Origin of the sequence: Algiphilus aromaticivorans DG1253 (assembly GCF_000733765.1) — a bacterium.
In the GTDB taxonomy this organism is placed as follows: Bacteria; Pseudomonadota; Gammaproteobacteria; order Nevskiales; family Nevskiaceae; genus Algiphilus; species Algiphilus aromaticivorans.
Map to the genome: position 1 here is coordinate 3,733,439 of NZ_JPOG01000001.1, position 23,370 is coordinate 3,756,808.

The 23,370-nt window shown below is 69.0% G+C and carries 19 protein-coding genes; 9 read left to right on the forward strand and 10 right to left on the reverse strand.

Annotated features, from left to right (window positions below):
* Positions 1-11 precede the first annotated feature (11 nt).
* The 5 genes from egtB to U743_RS17405 all read left to right on the forward strand — a co-directional run bounded on the left by egtB (position 12) and on the right by U743_RS17405 (position 8,153).
* Positions 12-1,274 carry an ergothioneine biosynthesis protein EgtB gene (gene egtB / locus U743_RS17385; RefSeq protein ID WP_043770242.1) on the forward strand — a complete coding sequence of 421 codons (1,263 nt, stop codon included), beginning with the start codon at positions 12-14 and terminating at the stop codon, positions 1,272-1,274.
* Positions 1,274-2,257 carry an L-histidine N(alpha)-methyltransferase gene (gene egtD, locus U743_RS17390; RefSeq protein WP_043770244.1) on the forward strand — a complete coding sequence of 328 codons (984 nt, stop codon included), beginning with the start codon at positions 1,274-1,276 and terminating at the stop codon, positions 2,255-2,257. Before egtB ends, egtD begins: the two co-directional genes overlap by 1 nt.
* A gap of 75 nt (positions 2,258-2,332) precedes the next feature.
* Positions 2,333-3,496 carry an efflux RND transporter periplasmic adaptor subunit gene (locus tag U743_RS17395; RefSeq protein ID WP_043770247.1) on the forward strand — a complete coding sequence of 388 codons (1,164 nt, stop codon included), beginning with the start codon at positions 2,333-2,335 and terminating at the stop codon, positions 3,494-3,496.
* Entirely contained in the window at positions 3,493-6,594 is a 3,102-nt protein-coding gene (locus U743_RS17400) for an efflux RND transporter permease subunit (protein ID WP_043770249.1), read from the forward strand. Before U743_RS17395 ends, U743_RS17400 begins: the two co-directional genes overlap by 4 nt.
* A gap of 8 nt (positions 6,595-6,602) precedes the next feature.
* Positions 6,603-8,153, forward strand: coding sequence for a TolC family protein (locus U743_RS17405; protein WP_198022106.1), 1,551 nt, complete (start codon positions 6,603-6,605; stop codon positions 8,151-8,153).
* A 142-nt stretch (positions 8,154-8,295) separates the two neighbouring features.
* On the opposite strand, the gene U743_RS17410 is transcribed toward U743_RS17405, so the two are convergent.
* Both U743_RS17410 and U743_RS17415 read right to left on the reverse strand, forming a co-directional pair.
* Positions 8,296-8,955, reverse strand: a complete 660-nt coding sequence (locus tag U743_RS17410) for a DUF305 domain-containing protein (protein WP_052368350.1) — start codon at positions 8,953-8,955, stop codon at positions 8,296-8,298.
* Positions 8,955-10,508 (reverse strand): LVIVD repeat-containing protein, encoded by a 1,554-nt coding sequence (locus tag U743_RS17415; RefSeq protein ID WP_043770255.1) that lies wholly within the window; start codon positions 10,506-10,508, stop codon positions 8,955-8,957. The genes U743_RS17410 and U743_RS17415 overlap by 1 nt, the downstream gene beginning before the upstream one ends.
* A 169-nt stretch (positions 10,509-10,677) precedes the next feature.
* Here U743_RS17415 and U743_RS17420 point away from each other — a divergent pair, with 169 nt between their 5' ends.
* From U743_RS17420 to U743_RS17435, 4 genes are all read left to right on the forward strand, one after another.
* Positions 10,678-11,127 carry a heavy metal-responsive transcriptional regulator gene (locus tag U743_RS17420; protein WP_084191650.1) on the forward strand — a complete coding sequence of 150 codons (450 nt, stop codon included), beginning with the start codon at positions 10,678-10,680 and terminating at the stop codon, positions 11,125-11,127.
* A 113-nt stretch (positions 11,128-11,240) separates the two neighbouring features.
* On the forward strand, positions 11,241-11,639 hold the full coding sequence (locus U743_RS17425) for a DUF2946 family protein (RefSeq protein WP_043770257.1): 399 nt from the start codon (positions 11,241-11,243) through the stop codon (positions 11,637-11,639).
* A gap of 85 nt (positions 11,640-11,724) precedes the next feature.
* A complete protein-coding gene (locus U743_RS17430; RefSeq protein WP_052368351.1) occupies positions 11,725-12,813 on the forward strand; it encodes a transporter family protein in 1,089 nt (362 codons plus the stop codon).
* 72 nt (positions 12,814-12,885) lie between these two features.
* Complete coding sequence (locus U743_RS17435) at positions 12,886-13,641, forward strand: TerC family protein (protein WP_043770263.1); 756 nt, start codon at positions 12,886-12,888, stop codon at positions 13,639-13,641.
* Here the strand turns inward: U743_RS17435 and U743_RS17440 are convergent.
* The 8 genes from U743_RS17440 to U743_RS17475 form a co-directional block, all read right to left on the reverse strand.
* Entirely contained in the window at positions 13,598-14,317 is a 720-nt protein-coding gene (locus U743_RS17440) for a polysaccharide deacetylase family protein (RefSeq protein ID WP_043770265.1), read from the reverse strand. The two genes, U743_RS17435 and U743_RS17440, sit on opposite strands and share 44 nt — an antisense overlap.
* Complete coding sequence (locus tag U743_RS17445) at positions 14,314-15,459, reverse strand: glycosyltransferase (RefSeq protein WP_052368352.1); 1,146 nt, start codon at positions 15,457-15,459, stop codon at positions 14,314-14,316. Before U743_RS17445 ends, U743_RS17440 begins: the two co-directional genes overlap by 4 nt.
* Positions 15,456-16,676, reverse strand: coding sequence for a sulfotransferase (locus U743_RS18420; RefSeq protein ID WP_052368353.1), 1,221 nt, complete (start codon positions 16,674-16,676; stop codon positions 15,456-15,458). Before U743_RS18420 ends, U743_RS17445 begins: the two co-directional genes overlap by 4 nt.
* Before the next feature lie 84 nt (positions 16,677-16,760).
* Positions 16,761-18,203 (reverse strand): DUF1329 domain-containing protein, encoded by a 1,443-nt coding sequence (locus tag U743_RS17455; RefSeq protein WP_052368354.1) that lies wholly within the window; start codon positions 18,201-18,203, stop codon positions 16,761-16,763.
* Between the two features lie 23 nt (positions 18,204-18,226).
* Complete coding sequence (locus U743_RS17460) at positions 18,227-19,168, reverse strand: hydrogen peroxide-inducible genes activator (RefSeq protein WP_043770267.1); 942 nt, start codon at positions 19,166-19,168, stop codon at positions 18,227-18,229.
* A complete protein-coding gene (gene hemF, locus U743_RS17465; protein WP_408607409.1) occupies positions 19,165-20,076 on the reverse strand; it encodes an oxygen-dependent coproporphyrinogen oxidase in 912 nt (303 codons plus the stop codon). Before hemF ends, U743_RS17460 begins: the two co-directional genes overlap by 4 nt.
* Before the next feature lie 5 nt (positions 20,077-20,081).
* Positions 20,082-20,636 (reverse strand): L-threonylcarbamoyladenylate synthase, encoded by a 555-nt coding sequence (locus U743_RS17470; RefSeq protein ID WP_043770271.1) that lies wholly within the window; start codon positions 20,634-20,636, stop codon positions 20,082-20,084.
* Complete coding sequence (locus U743_RS17475; protein WP_084191651.1) at positions 20,637-23,144, reverse strand: DNA topoisomerase I; 2,508 nt, start codon at positions 23,142-23,144, stop codon at positions 20,637-20,639.
* Positions 23,145-23,370 lie beyond the last annotated feature (226 nt).

A 23,370-nucleotide genomic window follows, 5' to 3' on the forward strand; every position in this document is an offset into this window, starting at 1 on the left:
GGATCGCAGAAATGAGCAAGGAGACCGCGACGGCCCACGCGCCGCGCACCACGGAAGAGCTGCAGGCCGCCTATGCCCGCGTGCGCGGCAGGACGCTGGCCCTGGCCGCGCCGCTGTCGGCCGAGGACGCCTGCGTGCAGTCCATGCCGGAGGCGAGCCCGACGAAGTGGCATCTGGCGCACACCACCTGGTTCTTCGAGCAGTTCCTGCTCGGCCGCGATGCGGGCTACGAACCGGTGAATCGCGACTGGCACTTCCTCTTCAATTCCTACTACCAGTCGGTGGGGCCGATGCACGCGCGGCCGCACCGCGGGCTGCTGACCCGGCCGTCGCTGGACGAGGTTCTGCGCTACCGCGCCATCGTCGACGAGCGCATGGCTGCACTCATCGCCGACCACGACGACGCCGAAACCGTCGAGCGCGTCACTCTGGGCCTGCATCACGAGCAGCAGCATCAGGAGCTGATCCTCACCGACATCAAGCATCTGCTGTCCTGCAATCCGCTGGAGCCGGCCTATCGCGACACCGGTCCGAGCGCGCGGAGTGCTGCGGTCGCGCTGGACTTCATTCCCGGCGCCGAGGGCATCCACGACATCGGCCACGGCGGCGACGGCTTCGCCTTCGACTGCGAGACGCCGCGTCATCGCACGCTGCTGCATCCGCACGCGCTGGCCAACCGCCTCGTCACCAACGCCGAATTCCGCGAGTTCATCGCCGACGGTGGCTACGAAACACCCACCCTCTGGCTGTCCGAGGGCTGGGAAACGGTGCAGGCGCGCGGCTGGCGGCATCCGCTGTACTGGTCGGAGGATCTGGCCAGCGAGTTCACCCTCGCCGGTCGGCGTGACCTCGACCCGAATGCGCCGGTGGTGCACGTCAGCTACTTCGAGGCCGATGCCTTCGCCCACTGGGCGGGTATGCGCCTGCCGGCCGAAGCGGAATGGGAGTGCGCGGCGGCGGGCCAGCCGGTGGCCGGCAATCTGCTCTACGAAGGTGCTCTGCATCCGCGCGCAGCAACGCCGGGCGACGGCCTGCTGCAGCTCTGGGGCGACGTCTGGGAATGGACGGCCAGCCCCTACGTCAGCTATCCGGGCTACAAGCCGCTGCCGGGTGCTCTGGGCGAGTACAACGGCAAGTTCATGTGCGGGCAGTTCGTGCTGCGCGGCGGCTCGGTGGCCACGCCCGCCGATCACATCCGTGCCAGCTATCGCAATTTCTTCGCGCCGGCGGATCGCTGGCAGTTCAAGGGTCTGCGCCTGGCGAGGGATCTCTGATGGGTTCTCAGGAAAGCGCCGCACCCATTGCGCGGACGGCGCCGGACGCCGATTTCGCTGCCGATGTTCTGGATGGCCTGAGCGGGGCGCAGAAGCGCATTCCCTCGAAGTATCTCTACGACGCCCGCGGCTCGGAGCTCTTCGAGCGCATCTGCGACCAGCCCGAGTACTACCCGACGCGCACCGAGCTGGGCATCCTGCAGAGCGAGGGCGCGGCCATCGCCGAGGCCGTCGGCCCGCGCGCGCTGGTACTGGAGTACGGCAGCGGCAGCGGCGTCAAGACGCGGCTGCTGCTCGATGCCCTCGACGCGCCGGTGGCCTATATGCCGGTGGAGATCTCCTACAGCGCGCTGGCGGCCAGCGTCGCCGAGCTGGCGGCGGATTTTCCGGACATCGAGATGCGCGCGCTCTGCGCCGATTTCACCCAGCCGCTGACGCTGCCCGCACCGCAGCGTGCGGCGGATCGGGTGCTGGTCTTCTTCCCGGGCTCGACGCTGGGCAACTTCGCGACCGAGGATGCCGTCGATCTGCTCGCTGTGATGCGCGCGGACATGGGCGCCGACGGCCTGGCCCTGGTGGGCGTGGATCTGCAGAAGGACCCGGCCGAGATCGAGGCCGCCTACAACGACGCCGCCGGCGTCACCGCCGCCTTCACGCTGAATCTGCTCACCCGCATCAACCGCGAGCTGGGCGCCGACTTCGACCTCGACGGCTTCGTGCACGAGGCGCGCTACAACCCCGAGGCCGGCCGTATCGAGACGCGCATCCGCAGCCGGCGTGCGCAGCGCGTGACGGTGGCCGGGCAGCGCTTCGACTTCGCCGAGGGCGAGGGCATCCTCGTCGAATACAGCTGCAAGTACACGCAGACGGGCTTCGCGGAAATGGCACAGCGCGCCGGGCTGCGCGTGCACAGCAGCTGGACGGATCCCGACGGTCGCTTTGCGTTGCAGCTACTGTGCAGCGAGGATGTAACAAGCGCTTGATTCAATTTGCGGCCCGTCGCACCGCGCTGTAGGCGCGTGCGACCGCGGCCGGACGGTTCTTCCCTGGGAGATGCGATGCGCAAGGGCATGCTCGCTGCGAGCGCGCTCGTGGTTCTGCTCGGTGTAGTGGCAGCGGCTGCGCTCGCGCCGACGCCGGCACCGGAGGAAGGCGACAGCGCCGAGCGTGCCGTCGCCGTCGAGACTGCGCCGCTTGAAGTGGGCTCGCTGGTTGCCTCGCGCCGTTTCCCGGCCAGCCTGGAGGCGGCCGCCGAGTACACGGTGGCGCCGCGCGTTGCCGGTCGCGTGCAGGCGGTGCATGTCGACATCGGCGATGTCGTCGAGCGCGGCGACTTGCTGGTGGCCCTCGACGATGCCGAGTTCCGGCAGGAGCTGGCCGCGACACGCGCGGATCTGCAAGTGGCCGAGGCCGAGCGCGAGCAGGCGGCCAGCGCGCTGGCGCTCGCCGAGCGCCGGCTGGCGCGCGTCCAGCGGCTGGAGGCCGACGGCATAGCCGCGGCATCCGAGCTGGAGGACGCCGAAGCCGAGGTCGACGCCCAGCGCTCGGCGCTGGCGGTGGCCGAGGCGCGCATCGCCCGCGCGCGCTCGGCGCGCGAGACGGCCGCGCTGCAGCTGGCCGATACCCGCATCACGGCGGACTGGAGTGGCGAAGACGGCCCGCGCGTGGTCGGCGAACGCATGGTCGACGCGGGCGACACCGTCGCCGCCAATACGCCGCTGCTACGCATTCTGGACACGCGCGAGCTGCGTGCGGTGATCCAGGTGCCGCAGGATCTCTACGGCATGCTGTCCGTGGGCCAGGCTGCGGAGGTGCAGGCTGCGGCCATGCGCGCACCGCGCTTCAATGCCGCCATCAGCCGCATCGCCCCGAGCTTCGACCCGGCGTCGCGGCAGGCGCGGGTGGAGTTGCGCGTGGACAACGCGCAGGGTCTGCTGGCGCCGGGCATGTATCTGCAGGTTGCGCTGGAGGCGCGGCGCGTGGACGAGCGCCCCATCGTGCCGGCGGCCGCGCTGGTCGAGCGTAACGGCCGGACGGGCTTCTTCACGGTGGATGAGGAAAGCGGCCGCGCCCGCTTCGTGCCCGCCGAGGTGCTGCTGCGTGCCGGTGAGCTGGCGGCGCTGTCGCTGGAAGAGGAAGCGCCGGAAACCGTGGTCGTGCTCGGCCAGGACCAGTTGCGCGACGGCGCCGCCGTGACGCGCGCGGGCGGGGCGCCGGCTTGAATCTGCCTGCGGCGGCGGTCGCGCGGCCGGTGACCACCGTCATGGTGGTGCTCATCGCCGTGCTGCTGGGCGCCATCGCGCTGACGCGCATCCCGGTCGACCTGCTGCCGGATATCGAGAGCCCGGTGCTCAACATCCAGGTCGAGTACGCCAACGCTGCGCCGCAGACCATGGAGGAGCTGGTTACGCGCGTCATCGAGCAGGCGGTGGCCTCGACGCCGGGTTTGGAGGAGATGCGCTCCGAGTCCAAGGAGGGCGAGAGTGAGGTGACGCTGCGCTTCGCCTGGGGCACCGATATCGACGTCGCTTCCAACGATGTGCGCGACCGCCTCTTCAGCGAGGTCGACGAGCTGCCCGAGGACGCCGGCCGCCCGCGCATCCGCAAGTTCGATAGCGCCGACACGCCCATCATGCTGCTGGGTATCTCCAGCCCCATCGATCCGGTGGCGCTGCGCCGCCTCATCGACAACCGGCTGCTCTATCGCATCCAGCAGGTGCCCGGCGTGGCCGCCGCCGAGACCTGGGGCGGTCCCGAGCGCGAGATCCAGGTGAATCTGGACATCGACAAGGTGGAGGCGCTGGAGCTGTCGCTGGTCGACGTCGGCGACGCGCTGGAGGCGGCCAACCGTAATCTGCCGGCCGGCTCCATCGAGCTGCAGGGCCGCGAGATCCGTCTGCGCACGCCCGGGCGCATCGCCAGCCTCGACGAGCTGCGCGCCACGGTCGTCGCCGAGCGCGCCGGCGAGCCCATCACCGTCGGCGATATCGCCAGCGTTGCCGATACGCAGATGCGCGAGAACCGGCTGATCCGCATCAACGACGAGGCGGGTGTGCGCATGGCGGTGCGCAAGCAGTCCGGCGCCAACACGGTGGAGGTGTCGCAGCGCATTCTCGACGAGGTCGAGCGCCTCAATGAGGAGCTGCCACAGGTCGCCATCATGCCCTTCTTCGACAGCGCCGGCTTCATCGAGCGCGCCATCGCCAATGTCACGCGCTCACTGCTCTACGGCAGTGTGCTCGCCGTGCTGGTGCTGATGCTCTTTCTCGGCAACCCGCGCGCGACGATGGTCATCGCCACGGCCATTCCGGTGTCGCTGATCAGCACCTTTGCGCTGATCTATTTCTCGGGCTTCACGATCAATCTGATGACGCTGGGCGGACTGGCGCTGGGCGTCGGTCTGATGGTGGATTCGGCCATCGTCGTGCTCGAGAACATCATGCGCCGTCGGCAGGAGGACGGCGAGGGTCTGCGGGCCTCCGCCGAGCGCGGCGGCAACGAGGTCGCGGCGGCCATCGTCGCCAGCACGCTGACGACGCTGGCCATCTTCATCCCCATGCTCTTCGCCACCGAGATTGCCGGCCAGCTCTTCCGCGAGCTGGCGGTGGTGGTCGCCTTCGCGCTGGCCTGCGCGCTGATGGTGGCGCTGACGCTGGTGCCCATGCTGACCGCGCGCTACGTGCCCGCCGGCGGCGGCTTGAAAACGCGATGGCTGCAGGCGCCGGCAGCGGCCATCGCGCGCCGTTATGCGGCGCTGCAGACCAGCTATCGGGATGCGCTGGAGGGCGCGCTGGCGCGGCCGCGTCGGGTCGTCGCGGTGGTGGTGCTGCTCTTCGCCGGTGCCGTTGCGGCGCTGCCCCTGCTGGGCAGCGAGTTCATGCCCGCCAGCGACGAGGGCGAGGTGCGTGTCGATCTGGAAATGCCGCTGGGTACGACGCTGGAGATCATGGATCGGCAGACGCGTCGCGCCGAGGCGATCATCCGCGAAGTCGTGCCGGAACGGCGCTCGATGGTCACCAGCGTGGAGAGCGAAGGCGGCACCGAGGCGGACATCCGCATCGAGTTGCCGCCGACGGGTGCGCGGGAGCGCTCAAGCGCGGAAGTGGCCGCGGCCCTGCGCGAGGCCGTCACCGGCCTGCCGGATACCACGGTGCGCGTGCGGGTGCGCGAGCCCTTCTTCCTGCGCTGGCTGTCGCGTGGGCTGAGCGAGGGCGAGGCGCTGGGCGTGGAGGTGCGCGGCTACGACTTCGCCACCCTCGACCGCCTGACCGAGCAGGTGCGCGAAACGCTGACCGGCATCGATGGCATCACCGATCTGCGCGTGCCGCGCACGGGCGGCGAGCCGCAGCGGCTCATCGTCATCGACCGCGGCCGTGCGGCCGATCTCGGCGTATCGGTGGAATCCGTCGGCCGGACCGTGGAGACGGCCATCGCCGGCAATACAAGCGGCTATTTCCTCGATCAGGGTGACGAGGTGCGCATCCTGCTCAAGCTGGCCGAGAACCGCAGTATCGCGCCCGAGCGCATCCTCGATCTGCCGGTCCCGGCGCGCAACGGGCGCATGGTGCCGCTGGGTGCCGTCGCCGAGCTGCGCGAGGCCAGCGGGCCGGTCGAGATCCAGCGCGAGAACCAGCAGCGCATGAATGTCGTCTTCGCCAACATCGCCGGCCGCGATCTGGGCTCGGTGGCCGAGGATGTGCAGGCGGCGCTGGCCGAGATTCCACGCCCGGCGAACTACGAGCTGGCGCTGACCGGCGAGTACGAGGCGCAGCAGGCGGCCTTCGGCGCCATGGCGCTCAACGTCGCGCTGGCTTTGCTGCTGGTCTACATGGTGATGGCCTGCCTCTATGAATCGCTGCGCGATCCGGTCATCGTCATGGTGACGGTGCCGATGGCGCTGATCGGCGTCGTCGTCATGCTGCTCGCCACCGGCACGGCGCTGAGCGCGCAGTCGCTGGTGGGCTGCCTGATGCTGATCGGCATCGTCGTCAACAACGCCATCCTCATCGTCGATCAGGCGAATCTGATGCAGGGCGAGGGTCGCGATGCCCTGGATGCGGTGCGCGAGGCCGGCCGGCGGCGCCTGCGCCCGATCTTGATGACCGCGGCTACCACCATCCTGGCGCTGGTGCCGCTGGCCGTGGGTGTCGGTGAAGGCGCCGACGCGCAGGCGCCGCTGGCGCGCGCGGTCATCGGCGGGCTGATCTCGTCCACGCTCATCACGCTGATCATCATTCCGGTGGTCTACGCCGGTTTCCACGGCGCCTGGCCGGCGCGCGGCGCGAAGCCTGCCAGTGCCGTCGCCACTTCCCGCTCGTGATGCCCGCCATGCCCTGCCGTCGCTTCCTGCTGCTTCCGCTCCTGGCCGTGGCCTTTCCCGGCACGGCCGCCGAGGTCGACAACACGGTGGCGGCGCCGCAGCTGGTCACGGTTCCCGTCGAGGGTGAGATCGCGCTGTCGGTGGAGGAGGCCGTGGCGCTGGCGCTGCAGCACAACCCGGAGCTGACTTCCGAGCGGCAGGCCCCCATCGTCGCCGGCAGCTTCGAGCAGGTGGAGCGCGCGCGCTTCGACCCGACGCTCTTCGGAGAAGTCGGCGCCAGTCGCGCGCTGACGCAGCAGCAGTTCGACAACACCAACGAGACGCTGGATATCACCAACGAGCGCCAGAATCTGGCGCTGGGATTGCGCCAGACGTTGCCCACCGGCACCGATCTGGAGCTAGCGATTTCGCAGGACCGTTCCGAGTCCAACCGTTCGCCGACGCAGAGTGGTGCCGAGCTCGGGCTGACCGTGACGCAGGCGCTGCTGCGCGGCTTCGGCATTGCCAACAACCTGGTCGCGCTGCGCCAGGCGCGCACCGACGTCGCGGCCTCGGCCTACCAGCTGCGCGGCTTCGTGTCGGCACTGGTGGCGGATGTCGAGCGCCTTTACTGGGACTACGTCGGTGCGCGCGAGCGCATCCGTATCCTGGAGGCTTCCAAGGCGCTCGCCGAGCGCCAGGTCGAGGCCACGCGCACGCGCATCGAGGTCGGCGCGCAGCCGCGCACCGAGCTTGCGGCGGTGCGCGCCGAGGCTGCGCGCCGGGAGCAGGCGCTGATCGACGGTCGCGCCGCAGCCGAGCAGCTGCAGGCCGATCTGCTGCAGTTGCTGAGTCCGCCGGGTGAGCCGGCGTGGCAGCGCTCGCTGCAGCCGCGCAGCGGGCCCGAGGTCGAGGCCGGCGCGATCCCGGAAGCCGGGGAGCACATCGCGCTGGCCGAGCGCCGCCGCGCCGAACTCAACGAGGCGCGCCTGCTGCTGGCGCGCAACGAGCTGGAGACCGTCGCCACGCGCAACGGCCTGCTGCCGAGGCTGGATCTCTTCATCACCATGGGGCAGACCGGCTTCGCCGAGAGCTTCGGCGATGCCTGGCAGCGCGTCGAGGACCGCGACACCTACAACCTTTCGGCGGCGCTGCAGTTCGAGTACCCGCTGGGCAACCGCGCCGCGCGTGCGGAGGATCGCCGCGCGGGTGCCGAGACGCGCCGCGCCGAGGAGAGCCTGCGCAATCTTACGTCGCTGGTACGCGCCGAGGTGGCCAAGGCAGTGCGCGAGGTCGAGCGCTCCGCCGCCCAGATCGAGGCCTCGGCTGCGACACTGGCGCTGCAGGAGCAGACGCTGGAGGCCGAGCAGGCGCGTCTGGAAGTCGGCCGTTCCACCTCGCTGCTGGTGGCCCAGGCCCAGCGCGACCTGCTGCAGGCGCAGCTCGACCGCGCTGACGCCTTCATCGCCTATCGCAAGGCGCTCATCGCGCTCTACCGCCTGGACGGCAGCCTGCTGACGCGGCGCCTGATCGACGCCCCAGGCGCCGAGCCGCCTGCCGGCGTCGCCATGACTCCCTAGGGAAGCTCTGCAAAACTGCTGCGCTTGGCATCTTGAGCGCCGGCGGTGCTCGGAGTGCTCATGTAATTGGTTTATACACTCCGCTTCCTGCGCTCCGGCGGCTCTCACCCTGCCTTCGCTCGCGACGTTTTTCAGAGCTTCCCTAAGGCGCCGGGCGCTGCGCGCTGCCCGGCTCGCCGGCGGTGGCCGCCGGCATGCCGCCACGCATGCGCGCGATCTCGCGCAGCTGCTCGACCAGCATGCGCTCGGCCAGCTGGCGCACCGCGGGCAGCTTCGCTTCGCGCGCGGCGAAATTCAGCATGGGCAGGCCGCCTTCGTGATGGCGCTGCATCAACTCCAGGAAGATCCGGTCGCGCGTCTCGCCCTCGGCCTGCGTCAGCGTCTGTATCTCGTCGGTGGTCGCTAGTCCCGGCATGCCGCTGGAGGAGGCCTCGCAAGCCAGCAGATAGGCGCGCAACTCGTCGTCCGGTGGCTCACTGCCGGCGAGCATCCAGCTCATGGCGAGGCTGTCCGGCGTCAGCGGCTCGTCCCACAGCGCCAGCCAGCCGCGCATCTGCCCGAGCTCCACCAGTTGCCCCTCGAGGATGCGGTGGGAGAAGCCGGCCAGCGGCGTGTCGTGCTTCTGCAGGAAGAGGCTGACCAGCATGACGGCCTGATCGTGATGCCGGCTCATGTGCTGCGCGAAGCCGATGTCGACCACGCCGGGCGCGGGTGCCGCGGGCGCAGTCGTCCGGGATTGCAGCAGCGCGCCCAGCGCCAGCCCGATTGCCGCTGCGGTCAGGGCGAGCAGCCCCGCCCGCATCAGGTGCCGCCGCTACCCAGCGGGTAGACCCCGTTGGTGAACTCCAGAACCATGAAGCCGTTGTCCATGCAGGTGACCCACAGCCGGTCGTCGACGAAGCGCGGCGGTGAGCTGCACCAGTCCGCGCTCATCTCGCCGTGCACCGCTCCCAGGCCGAGCGAGAGCAGCTCCGGCACCGAGGCCACGTAACGCAGGATGTAGGGGCCCAGCGCGCCCGGCGCTGAGCCGGAGGCGTTCTGGTCGGAGATGTGCGGCAGGATGCCGCCGCCGTAGGCGTGCAGCGAGCCGTGCAGGCGCGGCGCGTCGTCGGGAACCGCTGGCGGGTTGAAGTAGGCGATCTCGACCGGCTCGCGTGGATCGCGGATGTCGAAGACACGGATGCCGGAATTGAAGTAGCCGCAGGCCAGCGCGGTGGGGTTCTCGACGCGGTCGACATCGCAGTAATGCGCTTCGTAACCGAAGGCGCCGTTGCTGGCGACATCCTCGTGGCGCAGCGCGGCGTTCTCCGGCAGCTGGATCTCCAGCTGGATGTGCTCGATGATCTCGGGCTGGGTTTCGTCGGAAATGTCGATGATGCGCACGCCTTCCGAGGCGAACTCGTCGGCGGCGATCAGATGCGGCACACCGTCGAAGAAGACCGGCAGCGCGTGTTGCGCGCAGCTGCGCGAGTTCCAGGTGATCTGGCTGACCTGCTGGACGGCGGGCACCGGCTCGCGGTTCTGGATGGCGCTGATGTCGAGGGTGATGATGCCGCCGGGCAGGCAGGTGGCCAGGTACATGCGGTTGCCGTCCGGGCTGAACTCGACGCCGTGGTTGGACGGGAAACCGCGCAGCCCGGTGTAGAGGATGCGCGGCTGCGCCGGATCCTCGACGTCGATGGCCGTGATGCTGCCGGCGATGAGGCCGGTCGACCAGTAGGTGCGTCCGTCCGGCGACCAGTTGCCCTCGTGGCCGAGAATATTCGAAGGCAGCTCCAGCGATGTGCCGAGCAGGCCGTTGCGGTGGATGGGGTTGGCGCAGTCCTCGCTGATGTCGTAGACATCGAAGAAGCCCGGCGCCGTCAGCACGCCGACGGCGACGCCGCCGAGCAGGCCGCGCGCCTCGTTGACCTTCAGCGATTCCCAGGTGCCCAGCAGCATGCCCGGGCTGGCGTGGTTGCCGGCGAACTCGGGGCTGGCGGGGTTGGTGACGTCGACGACCTGCATGCCCGGTGTGCTGCTGAGCACGGCGGCCACCGGCCCGCTGGACATGTAGGCGCAGTCGCCGCTGGAGGCGCTGACCACCGACGCGCCCTGGCCCTGATACTGGCCGACGAGGCGCATGTTGCAGGAATAGGCTTCGAGGTTGCGGCCGCTGTCGCGATCCGCCCGCGACACGCGACCCTGCAGGCCCGGCTCTGGCGCGCTGCCGGGGCCGCAGTCCGCAAGCCGCGCTACCGCGCGCTCGCTGTCCTCGGGTGGCATGGAGCCGCTGCAGGCCAGCAGGCTCAGCGCGGCGAGGCCGGGCCAGAGCCAAGCCAGCAAGCTGCGTTGCCCTTCGTGATATCCCTTCATCGTTGTCTCCCCGTTCCCTCGTGTCGGCGCGCGGGTCGTTTCGCCCGCTTGTCGCGCATTGGCTCGCTGCTTCGAATATACACCGGGCTGCGGCGCCGACGCCTGGCGTCGCCGGGCGCGGCGCGCCATTGGAAAAGCCTTGACCCTGTAACTGGCTACAGGCGCTACGATGTCCGCTCGTACCGAAATGGCGATCACCATGCAGACTATCGGCCGTATCGCACGCGCCAGCGGCGTAGCGATCGAAACCATCCGCTACTACGAGCGCGAGGGGCTGCTGCAGCCGCCCGAGCGCAGCGCTTCCGGCTATCGCCTTTACACGCCGGAGGCCGTGGAGCGGCTGCGCTTCATCCAGCGCGCCAAGCGTCTCGGCTTTTCTCTGCAGGAGATCGGCACGCTGCTGGATCTTTCCGATCAGGACGCGCCCAGCGCCGAGGTGCGCGCGCTGGCCAGCGACAAGCTGGCAGTCATCGAGGCGCGGCTACGCGACCTGCAGGGTATGCGCGAGGCGTTGTCGGCGCTGGTGGCGCGCTGCGACGGGCGCGGTGATGCGGCGCACTGCCCCATCATCGGTGCACTGAGCGACGGTGGCGAAGCGGACGACCCACGGGCCGTCTAGCGAAACTCAGCGGGATCGCCGCGCCTGTCTTTCTGAGCGCCGGCATTTCACTACAGTCGCTCGCGACGCGTCGCGGCGTCTCCTGAGCGCTCCGCGGCGGGCATAATGCAGCGATGCGCCGTTCTCGCCGCCACCGTATCGCGCCCCGCGCGCTGCTCTGCTTTGCGCTGATCGCGCAGCTGCTGCTGCCGGTGGCGCAGGCGCAGCTGATGGCGCGCGACGGTGGGCTCGCCATGCTGGCCTGCGGCGCCGGCTCGGCCGATTTCCTTGCCAGCCTGCGCGAGCAGTTGCCGCCCGAGCTGCTGCAGTCGATGGCGGGCGAGGCCGAGGCCGAAGCGGGCATGTTCTGCCCGGCCTGCTGTGCGGCAAGCGGTGACGGTGCCGCTCCCGATGCGCCGGCGCGTGTTCGGCTGATCGCTGCCGCGGCGCCATTGCGGGCGCCACCAGCCCTTACACCGCCACGCGCTGCCGCCGTCCGGCTGCCGCCGGCTCGGGCGCCGCCCCGGGGCTGACTGACCGGGCACGGCCCGGCTGCACCGTCTTCCCCCATTTTTTCGCGCGGCGCAACGCGTTGCGCGCTGCATCGAGGATGCACGCATGTTCCTTTCTTCTTCCCTTCTCGCGCGGGCGACCGTCGCAGTGCTGCTGCTGTATCCGCTGACGGTTCTCCACGCCGATGCCGGTCACGGCCCGCGCGCCGACAGTCATGCGCCCATCGGCGTCATGGGTGATCACCTGCACGGTGCCGGCGAGTTCATGATTTCTTACCGCTACATGCACATGGATATGGCCGGCAGCCGCATTGGCACGCGCCGCGTGTCGCCGGAATTCATCGTGCAGAACGTACCCAACCGCTTCGCCGGCCGGCCCGGCCAGCCACCGACGCTGCGCGTGGTCCCGGCCAGCATGGATATGGAAATGCACATGCTTGGCGGCATGTATGGCCTCAGCGACAACATCACGCTGATGGCGATGCTGCCGGTGGTGGTCAACAGCATGGATCACATCACCTTCCAGGGTGGCAGCGGCACCGACCGGCTCGGCAACTTCCAGACCACCAGCAAGGGCCTGGGCGATGTCGGCGTCTCGGGGCTGTTCCGCCTGGGGGGGCTGGCCGGAGGCGACGTCGTCGGCCGCTTCGGTCTGCGCGCACCCACTGGCGATACCGACAACACCGACGATGTGTTGACGCCGATGGGCGGCCGGCCGCGGCTGCGCGTGCCCTACATGATGCAGCCGGGCAGCGGCACCTGGGCGGCGACGCCGGGGCTGAGCTGGCGTGCAACCAGCGGTTCGCTGGGCTGGGGTGCGAGCTACGCCGGCGTGCTGCACATCGGGCGCAACGACGAGGGCTACACGCGCGGCGACGAGCACGAGCTCAGCGCCTGGGCAAGCTGGCTGTGGGCGCCGGCGCTGAGCAGCTCGCTGCGTATTCGCGCGCAGAGCCGCGAGGCCATTCAGGGTATCGACGCCGGTATCGTCGCCCCGGTACAGACCGCCAACCCGGACTTGCAGGGCGGTGACCGCGCCGAGATCGGCCTGGGCCTGAACCTGCTGGGCACGCGCGGCATGCTCGCCGGCCATCGTCTCGCCGCCGAGTACCTGTTGCCCTTCTATCAGGATCTCAACGGGCCACAGCTCGAAACCGATGCCACGCTGATTCTTGGCTACCAGTACGCCTGGTGATTGAGGCGGCGCCGCGGCCGAGGGGCTGCGGCGTCGCTATAGTGCCCGGCATCCTGTATGCCGGAGCGAGCGATGACCGAATATCTGTTGGCCCTGCTGGCGAGCCCTGAAGCCTGGGTGGCGCTGGCCACGCTGGTGGTCATGGAAGTCGTGCTCGGCATCGACAACCTGATCTTCATCGCCATTCTGACCAACAAGCTGCCGGAGGCGCGACGCGCCTTCGCGCGCCGGCTGGGTATCGGCGCGGCGCTGGTGCTGCGCCTGCTACTGCTGGCGACGGTGGCCTGGATCGTTCAGCTGACTGCTCCCTTGTTCAGCATCTTCGGCCAACCCTTCTCCTGGCGGGATCTGATCCTGATCGCCGGCGGTGGTTTCCTGCTCGCCAAGGCCACCATCGAGATCCACCATCACATCGATCCGGAGACGCCGGAGCACTCGGAAAGCGCCGGCTCGAAGGCCGCGATCAGCGGTGTCGGCGCGGCCGTGGCGCAGATCCTGATGCTGGATCTGGTCTTCTCGGTGGACAGCATCATCACTGCCGTCGGCATGACGCCGCATATCCCGATCATGGTAGTGGCGGTGGTGGCGGCCGTGATGGTCATGCTGCTTGCTGCCAACCCGCTGGCGGCCTTCATCCAGCGCAATCCGACCGTGGTGATGCTCGCGTTGGGTTTTCTGCTGCTGATCGGCACGACCCTGATCGCCGAAGGCATGGGTGCGCACGTGCCCAAGGGCTATGTCTATGCCGCGATGGCCTTCTCGGCGCTGGTCGAGGGGCTCAATATCATGGCGCGTCGCCGACGAGAGGCGCTGCGCGCCGCGAGGTGATATCGATGGCCAGCGCCCTCAGTAGCCGCTCGAGCGCGCCGGCCAGCCGGAGCTGGAAGTCCTGTGGATGAATGCCGACGCGCAGCGGGCGGCCGCTGCTGCGCGCCAGTAGCAGCTGGCCGCGGTTCCAGGCGCTCAGCGCCAGTGCTCGCGCGGCGGTGTCGGCCTCGAAGCCGAGCAGCGGCACAGCGTCGAGCCGGCCGCTGGCCGCGTCGATGAAGCCGGCGGTGGTCTCGACACGCGCGTAGGGCAGATCTCTCAGCGCTGTGCGCGGCAGTGCGCCCAGCGCCCAGGCCGGCGGCACATAGAGCTCGGGGGCGTCCAGACCGTTGCGCGCGAACCAGTCATAGGAGCGGCGCATGAGGGCGCCGATCTCGTCGGTGGATAGCGCCAGATGTTCGGCGGCGTCGCGCGAGATAAACGCCGCGTGCAATCGGTGATGCAGGCCGCGGATGCCGCGCGCCCGGTGGCGCCAGCCGTGTGCCGCCAGCTCGTGCCCTTGCAGCTGCCAGCGTCGGAGCTGTAACAGCTCGTCGGTCTGCCAGCGGCAGCCGGGCACGACCAGCAGGGTGGCCGGGGGCAGCCGATGCCGCCGCAGCCGCGTCAGGATGTCGGCCACCGGCGCCAGCGTTTCCGGCATGACGTCGTGCACCGACAGCAACGGCCGGATGTTCATCGTTGACAGTCGGCGACCAGATCCAGCCACTGCGTCAATGTTTCGTCGTTGAGTGCCCGCGCGGCGTCACGCGCGCGCAGCGCCCGCACCCGGCGTGCTTCCGGGCACTGGACCTGCAGGCGTCGAATGGCGTCGGCGAGGTCCTCGCCGTTGCGCAGTGACACCAGTCCGTCGCGCAGCGCGTGCCAGCTGTGGATGCCGGCGGTCTCCGCGACCACTGCCGGTCTCCCGCGTGCCATCGCCTCCAGTGCGATGGAGCCGAAGGTCTCCAGCTTTGAGGGCAGCAGCAGCAGGTCCGAGGCGTCGAGCAGTTTGCGTAGCGCGTCGCGGTCGAGCCAGCCCACCATGTCGACATTACTCAGATCCGCGGTTTCGCGTTCGATCTGGCGGCGCAATGGGCCGTCACCGGCGATGACGAAGCGCAGCTCGGGCAGAGCGCGTGCGGCGGCGACGACGGCCTCCAGGTTCTTCTCCGGCGCCAGCCGGCCGGCGAAGACGAGCTGGCGCAGTGGACGCGCCTCCGCGGTGATGGGTGTGTCGATGAAGCTCGCCGGCAGCGGTGTTCCCATCACCCGCACCGAGGGTGCGCCCAGCGCACGCACGGTGGGTACGAGGCGGGAGCTGTGTACCAGTACCTCGGCGCTGTTGCGGCAGAGCAGGCGGTTCATCGTGGTGAGATAGCCGCCGGCGATGCCGCGCGAAACCGGATTCCAGTAGAGCCGCGACAGCGCCTCGAACTCGGTGTGGAAGGCGGTGACGAAGCCGCAGCCGAGGTGGCGCGCCATCGCCAGTCCCAGAAGGCCGAAGGGCCCCGGCGTGACGCTGACAATGACATCCGGCTGCATGCGGCGGATGCGCTTCCAGAGCCGCGGCACATCCGGCGTCAGCAGCCGCTGTGTCGGGTCGCCGGGCAGCGGCAGGCTGAGGCTGCCCAGGCGCCGGCGGTGACTGCCGGGCTGGAAGATGGCGGCTTCGGCCAGGCGCGGTGTGAGCTGTGCGATGAGATCGCTGTAATAGCTGCCGGCGCCGTTGCGCTCGGATTCAGCATCCGAGAAGAAGGCGACGCGCTGCGGTGCGAAGGCCGGGCGCGCCGTCGGTGCGTCCGGGATGTGCAGAGCGGTGTGCGTTGCGCCATCCGTCATGCGGAGTGCTCCTGTGGCTCTCTGAAGGAAGCTGGTTGTTGCCGGGCCGCGTGCAGGCGCGTGTAGTCGCGCTTCATGGCGGCCATCAGCGTCGCCGGTGGTGCCGGCTGATCATCGGGCGCAGGGCGCGGCTGCGGCGCCTGCGCGGCATTGGCCTCGGCGCGCGCCAGAGACGCACGCAGCGCCGGCCCCTGCGCGACACCGAGATGCGCCAGCGCCGCACTCAGCGTGGCGCCGGGCCGGGCGCGCACATCGTCTATGGCGACGACGGCCATGCGCTTGGAATGGCGCGCGTGACTGTCGGCTAGATGGCGGTATCCGCCGGCGAAGATGCCGGCGAAGCGCTCGGCCTCGATGGCCGGGTCGTTGCCGAGGGCGCGGCTGGCGCCGGCGATGGCGCTGAGCTGCGAGGTCAGTGCGGCTTCGGGCTCGCGGATGCAGACGATGAATTGCGCGTCCGGGAAGGCCTCGGCCAGCGCGCCGACCCAGCTGGCGAAGGCGGCATTCTTGGAAAGAAGCTGCCGGCCGTCGCCGCTGGCGAAGCAGTGCTTCTGCAGGATGCGGCGGTAGGCGCCGAGCAGCAGCGCGCGCTCGGTCTCGGGCGCCCGGTCCAGCGTCGCCAGCCGCCACAGCTCCGCTCGTTCGGGAGCCGCAAGTGCGGCCAGGAAGCAGCCGGCCAGCGGCAGCAGCGCCAGATAGTCTTCCTCGGCGTCGTCGGCGCTGACCGGGTGCACAGCGTCGAAGTCGCCGACCGCGCGGCGGACGAGTGCGTCGCGCAGCCGACGGCCGGCGCCGACGAGCGCGGCGTCGGCCGCACCCAGCGTCTGCCAGAGGCGCCGCTCGCTCACCGAGGGGGCGAGCAGGGCCTCCCAGGTGCGCATGCTGCTGAAGCGGGCGCTGTCCTCGGCGAGCAGGCGGTGGACGAAGGTGGTGCCGCTGCGCGGAATGCCCAGCACGAAGAGCGGCGCCGGGACTTCCTGCCCGCGCTCGGCGGAATAGAAGAGGCGGTCGGCGGCGAAGCCGGCGACGTGCGCCAGCTGCAGTGCGGTGTAAGGCGGTAGCGCCGCGGCTAGCTTCAGTGCACGGCTTGCCGGTCTTGCGACGCCGTCATCAGTACCGGCAGTGACGGCGCCAGTGAGCCAGCGCAGATGCAGACCGAGGCTGCGGCGCAGCGCACGCGGCAGAGCGTCGGCAGGAAGTTCGATGGCGGGCTGCATGGCGCGCAGCCTGCGGGTGCGCCATGACAGCAGCGTTACCGGATGATGGCGCGACCGTTACAGGCGGCCGCGCCATCGCCGCGCTCAGCGTGTTGCCATGCGGCTGATGTTGGAGGGCGTGAAGTGCCGCTCGCCGAAGGTGACGCTGGTATTGACCAGCGGCTCCTCGTTGCTGATCTCCTGCAGCAGGTAGCGATTGGCCTGCAGGTCGTAGACCGTGGAGCCAACCGTGGCGACGGAATCCAGCCAGACGAGCTGGATGGAATGCAGCTCCTGGTAGCGCCATAGCTCGTCTCGGCGGTCGTAGATGTCGACGCCGAGAATGCTCCAGGTGTCCTCGTCGATGTAGAAGGTGCGGCGCTTGTAGAGGTGGCTGATGCCGGCCTTGAGTTCCGATTCGACGACCCAGACGCGGCGCTTCTCGTAGCGCGTCAGATCCTGGTTGATGTGGCCGGCGCGCGTCATCTCCTCGTAGGTGTTGCGCGAGTCACCGAACTCATAGCTGTTGTAGGGCAGGATCACTTCCTTCTTGCCCACCAGCTTCCAGGTGTAGCGGTCGGTGGCGCCGTTGAACATGTCGAGCTGGTCGTTGGTGCGCAGCCCGTCCGAGCCGGTGCCCGGATTGTCGTAGGAAACGTCGGGCGCGCGACGGACGCGACGTTGTCCGGCGTTGTACTGCCAGGCGCGGCGGGATTCCTTGACCTGGTCCAGGGTCTCGTGGACGAGCAGCACGTTGCCGGCCTGCCGGGGCGGGCCGACGACCAACTGCAGGAAGTAGATGCCGACGTTGTCGAGCTCTTCGACCTCGACGCCGTCATTGTTGTAGTGGAAGCGGATGTCCTCGCGCAGCTTGAAGGGCGTAAAGCGGCCACTGGACTGCACGGCGAGCTGGACGTTGTAGCGCTGCACCGACTCGCCGCGATAGCGCAGCTTGTGGTTCCAGATCGCTTCCTTGCCCGAGTCGGGTAGCGGGAAGGGGATGCCGGTGACCGCATCGTTGATGCTCTCGCCACCGTTGCTCAGATAGGCGCGCTCGGCATTGCGCCGATTCGCCTCGTAGATGAACTCCGGCGCCCGGCCGCTGCGGCGAGTCTCGTAGAGCGGCATCTTGTAGGTTTCGGGATAGCGCTTGAGCAGCGCCTTCTGGCCGACGGTGAGCAGATCGGCGTACTCGGCCATGTTGTCGGCAGTGATGACGGCGATGGGCTCGTCGGAGGCGAAGAGTTCGTAGCTGTCCAGATGCCGTTCGGTGCCGGACTCCGGCCGCGGGATCGAGTAGCCGCCGTCCCAGGCCGGGATGCTGCCGTCGGCGTTGCCCGCCCTCTCGGCGCCCATCGGGGTCAGGTCCTTGCCGAGGCGCTCGACGGCACGGTCTGGCGGCCCGTCGGCGGCGTGGACGCTCAGGGTCAGGGCGGCCAGAAGGGCCAGGCTCAACTGCTTCATCATTGTCTCCTCCGTGCCGGCGTCCTTGCCGATGGTTTCTCGGGTCTCGTGAACGCAGGGTAGCGCGTCGCGTGCGGCGCGCACAGAGGCAATTTCTTAGGCAGTGCTCAGGCTTCGGGCTCGGCGTCCAGGGGGCGGAAGTCCACGCCCTGCATGTGGCAGGTCACGATGGCGGTGCGCAGTGCCTTGATCGCCTCGGGGCGCGGGAAGGTCTTGCGCCAGACCAGCGCCACGCGCCGCTGTGGCACCGGGTCGGCGAAGGGGCGCGCCACCAGGTAAGGCTGGGATTCCTCCGGCCGGTTCACGTGGCTGCTCCGCGGCAGCACGCTGATGCCGATCTCACTGGCGACCATGTGGCGGATCGTCTCCAGGCTGGAGCCGGTCTGCGGGCGCGGGCCTTCAGCATTGCTGTCGATGCACTTCGGGCAGGCCTCGACGACCTGCTCGCGGAAGCAGTGGCCGGGCCCGAGCAGCAGTAGATTCTCTTCGCCCATCTCGGAAGCGGGAATGGTTTCGCGATCGGCCCAGCGATGCTCGTGCGGCAGCAGCACGATGAAGTCCTCGTCGTAGACCGACCAGACATGCAGCTGGCTGTCCTCGACGGGTAGCGCCACCAATGCGACGTCCAGCTCGTTGTTGTGCAGCTGCTCGAGTAGCTGGGCGGTGAAGTTCTCTTCCAGGATCAGCGGCATGCGCGGCGTAGTCTGGCGCAGCATGGGCACCAGATAGGGCAGCAGATAGGGGCCGACGGTGTAGATGGCGCCCAGGCGTACCGGCCCGACCAGATCGTCCTTGCCCTCCTTGGCGAGATCTTCGACGCGCGCGGCTTCGGCGAGCACGCGCTTGGCCTGCGCACAGATGCGTTCGCCCACCGGCGTCGGCCGGACTTCGCCGCGATTGCGCTCGAAGAGGGTGACGTCGAGGGTCTCTTCCAGCTTCCGGATCGCGACCGACAGCGTCGGCTGCGAGACGAAGGAGCGCTCCGCGGCGCGGCCGAAGTGCCGCTCCTTCTCCAGATTGACGAGGTAGCGCAGCTCGGTAAGGGTCATGCGTCGGCCAGCCAGTCGCGGGGCGGTAGGTAATCTTCCAGCAGCGCCGCTTCCGGGCTGCCGCTTTCGGGATGATAGTCGTAGCGCCAGTGTGCGGCCGGCGGCATCGACATCAGAATCGATTCGGTGCGGCCGCCGGACTGCAGGCCGAAGAGCGTACCGCGGTCGTAGACCAGATTGAACTCGACGTAGCGGCCGCGGCGATAGTGCTGCCAGTCGCGCTCGCGGTCCCCCCAGGGCGCGCCGCGTCGCGCTTTCACGATAGGCACATAGGCGCGCGGGAAAGCTGCGGCAACTGCCTGCATCATGCCGAAGCTGTGCGCGAAACCGCCTTCGTTGAAGTCGTCGAAGAACAGCCCGCCGATGCCGCGCGGCTCGTTACGGTGCTTGATCCAGAAGTAGTCGTCGCACTGCTGCTTGAAGCGTGCGTAGAGGTCATCGCCGAAGGGGGCGACAGCGTCACGCGCGGTGCGGTGCCAGTGCACGCAGTCTTCGGCGAAGCCGTAGTAGGGCGTCAGATCGAAGCCGCCACCGAACCACCACACCGGCGGCTCCTCCGGATGTTCGGCGACGAAGAAGCGGACATTGGCGTGGCTGGTGGGCACGTAAGGGTTGCGCGGATGGATGACCACCGACACTCCCATGGCGCGGAAGCTGCGGCCGGCCAGCTCGGGACGGCTCTGCGAGGCCGAGGGCGGTAGCGCATCGCCGTGCACCAGCGAGAAGGCCACGCCAGCACGCTCGAAAACGCGGCCTTCGGCCAGCACGCGGGTGTCGCCGCCGCCACCGGCCTCGCGCTGCCACTGGTCGATCAGGAAACGGCTATCGCCGTCAGCGGCTTCCAGCTCGTCGCAGAGATTCTGCTGATAGCGGCGCAGGAATTCGGAGACGGCTTCGGGATCAATCATTTCGCTCATGGGCGCACAAGATAGCCGGTCATGACGTCGCGGATCGGCGAGGGACGGCCGAGCCCGCCGAGCGGACCAGGAAGCAGGGCATCCAGATGCCGGCCGAGGCGCAGGCGGACGGCTGTGGCGGTTTCGGCCGTAGGCTCGCCGCTGCGGTTGGCGCTGGTGGAGACCAGCGCTCCACCCCAGGCACGGCAAAGCGCCGACGCCGGCGGATGCGCGGTCACGCGCACGGCGATGCGGTCGCTGTCGCCGGTTATCCAACCGGGGGCGTCATCGGCCGCCGGAAACAGCCAGGTCGACGGCCCCGGCCAGCTCTGCATGGCCGCAGCCAATTTGTCCTCGGGCGGTATCCGGACCCAGGGGCGCAGCGCCTCGAAGTCGTGGGCGATGAGAATCAGCCCCTTGGAGACGTCGCGGCTTTTGGCGGCCAGCAGCCTGTCGACCGCAAGCGGGTTGGCCGGGTCACAGCCCAGCCCCCACACGCCTTCGGTGGGGTAGGCCACGAGTCCGCCATCCGCCAGCGCGGCGACGGCCGCCTGCAGCGGACGGCCGCCCATTCAGACGCCGCTGCTGTCGGCTCCGCCGGGCGCGTCCGGCTGCGCGGCGGGCTGTTTGGCGGCCGATTGCTTCGCGGCGCTCTTCTTGGCTGCCGCCTTTTTCGCCGCGGTCTTTTTGCTGGCGCTCTTCTTCGCAGTCGCCTTTTTTGCGGCTGACTTCTTTGCAGCGGACTTCTTCGCGGCACTCTTCTTGCCGGCGGATTTCTTGGCGGCAGGCTTCTTCTGTTTCTCGACCTCCAGCATCTCGCGACACTGCTCCAGTGTCAGCGACTCGGCTTCGGTGCCCTTGGGTACGCGGGCGCGCAACTTGCCTTCGCTGACGTAGGGGCCGAAGCGACCCTTGACGATGCGGATGTTCTCCTCGGGCCAGTGCTGCAGCGTGGCCGCCTCCAGCGCCGCCTGTTTGGCCTCGTAGAGCTCGATGCAGCGCGCCAGCGTGACCTTGTAGGGGTCGTCGTCCTTCTTCAGCGAGACGAACTCGTCGCCGAAACGGGCGTAGGGGCCGAAACGTCCGATGCTGACCACCACCTCGGTGCCGTCGTCGGTGGTGCCGAGGTTGCGCGGCAGCTTGAAGAGCTCCATCGCCTCCTCGAAGCTGATGGTGTCGATGCGCTGGTTGCCGCGCAGCGAGGCGAACTTGGGCTTGTCCTCGTCGTCCTTGGTGCCGATCTGCACGTAGGGTCCGTAGCGACCGAGCTTGGCCGTGACCGGCTTGCCGCTGGCCGGGTCGGTGCCCAGTGAGCGGCCCTCGTTGACCTCGCCGCGCGTCAGATCCTTCTTCTCTTCGAGACGCTTGGCGAAGTGCTCCCAGAAGTCGGCGAGCAGCGGTGTCGCCTCCTTCTCGCCGCGCGAGACGGCGTCCAGATCGTCCTCCAGCTTGGCGGTGAAGTCGAAGTCGACGTAGCGCGTGAAGTGCTCGGTCAGAAAGCGGTTGACGACCATGCCGACGTCGGTGGGCCAGAAGGCCTTACCTTCCATGCGCACGTATTCGCGCTGCTGCAGCGTGCCGATGATGGAGGCGTAGGTCGACGGCCGGCCGATGTCGTATTCCTCCAGCGTCTTCACCAGCGAAGCCTCGGTGTAGCGCGGCGGTGGCTCGGTGAAATGCTGCTCGGCGGCGACGTCGTGCAGCGTGACGTCCTCGCCCTCGGTCAGCTCGGGCAGGCGCTTGTCGTCGTCATCGTCCGAGGCGTCGTCGCGCCCGCTCTGGTAGACGGCGATGAAGCCGGGGAAGACCAGCACCGAGCCATTGGCGCGGAAGGCATGGTTGCCGGCGGTCAGCTCGGCGGTGACGGTGTCGAAGACCGCCGAGGCCATCTGGCTGGCCATGGCGCGGCGCCAGATCAGTGTGTAGAGCTTGAGCTGGTCCTCGCCCATGTGCGCTGCCATCGATTTCGGCGTGCGCATCATCGAGGTCGGGCGGATGGCTTCGTGGGCCTCCTGGGCATTCTTCGACTTCGACTTGTAGGCGCGCGGTGATTCCGGCACGTAGTCCGCGCCGTAGTCCCGGCCGACCAGTTCGCGGATCTGGTGGATGGCCTCGTTCGCCAGGTTCACCGAGTCGGTACGCATGTAGGTGATGAGACCCACCGTCTCGCCGCCGAGGTCGACGCCCTCGTAGAGCTGCTGGGCGACACGCATGGCGCGCGTCGAGCCGAAGCCGAGCTTGCGGTTGGCCTCCTGCTGCAGCGTCGAGGTCGTGAAGGGCGGTGCCGGGTTGCGCTTGCGTTGCTTCTTCTCGACCTTGGCGACGTGCAGGCGACCGTCGGCGGCGTCGAGGATGCGCTGGCGCGCGCTGTGGGCGCTGTCGCTCTCGGTGAGGGTGAACTGCTCGGCCTTCTCGCCGTCCAGCCGCAGGAGGCGGGCCGTGAAGCGCTGCTCCGCTTTCTCGTTCTGCGCGGTCAGCGACCAGTATTCCTGCGGCACGAAGGCCTTGATCTCTTCCTCGCGCTCGCAGATCAGGCGCAGCGCCGGCGACTGTACGCGCCCGGCCGACAACCCCGGCGAGACCTTGCGCCAGAGCAGCGGCGACAGGTTGAAGCCGACCAGATAGTCCAGCGCGCGGCGCGCCTGCTGGGCGCTGATCAGCTCGTCCGCCATAGCGCGCGGATTGGCGATGGCCTTCTGCACCTCGGACTTGGTGATCTCGTAGAAGACGACGCGCTGGACTTCCTTGTTCTTCAGCGCCTTCTTCTCGCGCAGCAGCTCGACCAGATGCCAGGCGATGGCCTCACCCTCGCGGTCAGGGTCGGTCGCGAGAATGAGCGTGTCGGCGTCCTTGAGCGCGTTGATGATGGCGCGCACGTGCTTGGCGTTGCGCTCGACCATCTGATAGTGCATCTCGAAGCCGTGCTCGGTGTCGACGGCACCGTCCTTCGGCACCAGATCGCGCACGTGGCCGTAGGAGGCCATCACCTCGTAGCCGGGGCCGAGGTATTTCTTGATGGTCTTCGCCTTGGCGGGGGACTCGACGATGACCAGGCTGTTGCTGGCAGTGGCGGTAGTCATGGCCGCGAGCTTATACGCGGGCTATTGCTGGGGTGTCAAAGGCTGGCTGCGCCGTATGGCCCTGTCGAGAACATGTGACGGCACGTCAGGTGTCGCGCCGGGCGGCGGCCCGGGTCCGGGCAAGCGGCGGTTTTCTCCCGGGTTTATCGGGTGTGTCTCATTCGCAGCTGCGTGGTCGTCGGGCGTGGGCCGTGTCGCGGGCATGGCGGCACGTTCCGAGCCGCCC